At 72.7% G+C, this 2,309-nt stretch carries 2 protein-coding genes and 1 pseudogene; all 3 read left to right on the forward strand.

What is annotated here, in order from left to right; translation table 11 throughout:
* Positions 1-180: 180 nt before the first annotated feature.
* Positions 181-984, forward strand: coding sequence for a D-alanyl-D-alanine carboxypeptidase/D-alanyl-D-alanine-endopeptidase (gene dacB / locus AB0C29_RS44355; RefSeq protein WP_360833814.1), 804 nt, complete (start codon positions 181-183; stop codon positions 982-984).
* Between the two features lie 49 nt (positions 985-1,033).
* Positions 1,034-2,095: a zinc-dependent metalloprotease gene (locus AB0C29_RS44360; RefSeq protein ID WP_360833816.1), complete on the forward strand. Its 1,062-nt coding sequence runs from the start codon at positions 1,034-1,036 to the stop codon at positions 2,093-2,095.
* A gap of 12 nt (positions 2,096-2,107) precedes the next feature.
* Positions 2,108-2,309, forward strand: a pseudogene (locus AB0C29_RS44365) (tRNA(Ile)-lysidine synthetase); the annotation flags it as partial.

Genomic DNA, 2,309 nt, shown 5'->3' on the forward strand with positions numbered 1-2,309 from the left:
ACCGGCAGCGCGCCGGTGCCCAGGTCGATCGAGGAGACCGCGATGTGCGGGACGTCGGCCAGGTAGCGGTCGACCGCCGCGGCCGGGCAGGCCCCGACCAAGATCACCGTCGACACCTCGCTGTACGAGGGCCCGCTCACCGCGCTCGGCTGGGACGGCGACGTCATCGGCGGCGGGCAGGTGGCCAAGATCCAGCCACTGATGACCAACGCCGGCCGGATCGAGCCGGTGCACAACGAGTTCGGCGGCGACCCCCGCTTCTCGGACCCGGCGCTGGCCGCCGGCCGGGCCTTCGCCAAGCAGCTCGGCCTCGCGGCGGGCAAGGTGGGCAAGGGCAAGGCGCCCGCCGCCGTCGAGTCCGGCACACCCTCGGCAGCACCGTCTGCGGCGGCCGGCGCGGCCCCGGCCCCCGGCGCTGAGCTGGGCAAGGTCGAATCGCCGCCGCTGGTGCACGTGGTCGACTGGATGCTCGAGCAGAGCGACAACGTGATCGCCGAGGCGCTGGCCCGCCAGGTCGCGCTGGCCGCGGGCAAGACGCCGTCCTTCGCGGGGGCAGCCGAGGCGATGGTGGCCAAGCTGGGCGAGCTGGGCCTACCGGCCGACGAGGCCGCGCTGTCCGACGCGAGCGGCCTGTCCCGGCGCAACAGGATCAGCCCGAACCTGCTGACCGAGACGCTGAAGCTGGCCGCCAGTGGCAAGAATCCCGAGCTCAGCGCCATGTTCGGCGGGCTGCCGGTGGCCGGCTGGTCCGGCACGCTGCGGACCCGTTTCGTGACCCCGGCGCCCAACCGGGTGGGCCAGGGCCTGGTCCGGGCCAAGACCGGCACGCTGACCGGGGTCAACACGATCTCCGGCCAGCTGGTCACCGCGGACGGCCGGCTGCTGGTCTTCGCGATCATGGCCGACCGCACCGGCGAGTCGGTCGCCGCCCGGCAGGCCCTCGACAAGATCGCGGCCAAGCTGGTCACCTGCGGCTGCACCTAGGGGTTTTCTCAGGGCAGGTGGCTGGTCGGACGCGGGTACGGTGGACGGCATGGCGCAGTTCGTTGACTGGGATCTGGCCGCCGCCACCGCGGGCGCGCTGTCGAAATCCGGACCCGCGGTGTCCTACGAGGAAGCCACGCAGGTGGTGGCGCAGCTGCGCGATCTGACCGAGGAGGCCGCGGGACACGTCGCGGCCTACACCGGGCTGACGGCCCAGGTCGAGGCCCCGCCGGTGCGGGTCGTCGACCGCAAGGACTGGGCGGCGGTCAACATCGCCGGCCTCAAGCAGGTGATCATCCCGCTGGTCACCCGGCTCTCCGGGGACAAACAGCCCGGGGCGGTCGCCGACGCGATCGGCTCCCGGGTCACCGGCGTGCAGGCCGGCACCGTGCTGGCCTACCTGTCCGGCCGGGTCCTCGGCCAGTACGAGGTCTTCTCCGCCGAGCCGGGCCAGCTGCTGCTCAACGCCCCGAACATCGTCGAGGTCGAGCGCAAGATCGGCGCCGACCCGCGCGACTTCCGGCTCTGGGTCTGCCTGCACGAGGTCACCCACCGCACCCAGTTCACGGCCGTGCCGTGGATGCGCGGCTACTTCCTCGGCGAGGTCCAGGCCTTCGTCGACGCCTCGCAGAACGGCGAGCACATCCTCGAGCGGATGCGCCGCGGGGTGGCCACCCTCTCCGACGCCCTGCGCGACCCGGACAGCCGCTCGTCGGTCATCGACCTGGTGCAGACCCCGGCGCAGAAGGCGGTCCTGGACCGGCTGACCGCGCTGATGACGCTGCTGGAGGGCCACGCCGAGTTCGTCATGGACGGGGTCGGGCCCGAGGTCATCCCCTCGGTCGAGTCCATCCGGGCCAAGTTCAACCAGCGCCGCGAGAGCGGCAACCCGCTGGAGAAGGCGATCCGCCGGCTGCTCGGCATCGAGGTCAAGATGCGGCAGTACGCGGAGGGCCACAAGTTCGTGCACGGCGTGGTCGAACGGGTCGGGATGGCCGGCTTCAACAAGATCTTCGACTCGCCGCTGACCCTGCCCCGGCTGGACGAGCTGGGCGACCCGGACGCCTGGGTGGCCCGGGTGCACGGGCCGGTCGGGCTGGCTTCCTCCTAGCGGTCTCCGGCCGTGGCCAGGATCGCGCCTTCGGTCGCGGCCGTCCGCAACGCGGTCCGCCGGGCGCTGCGCTCCGGCGCGGCCGGGGAGCTTGTTCTTGTCGCGTCTTCTGGTGGGGCTGATTCGCTGGCCCTCGCTGCCGCGACGGCCTTCGTGGCGCCCCGCCTGGGCTTGCGCGCCGGGCTGGTAACCGTTGACCACGGATTGCAGGAAG

The organism is Actinoplanes sp. NPDC048791, from assembly GCF_040650095.1.
GTDB lineage: Bacteria > Actinomycetota > Actinomycetes > Mycobacteriales > Micromonosporaceae > Actinoplanes.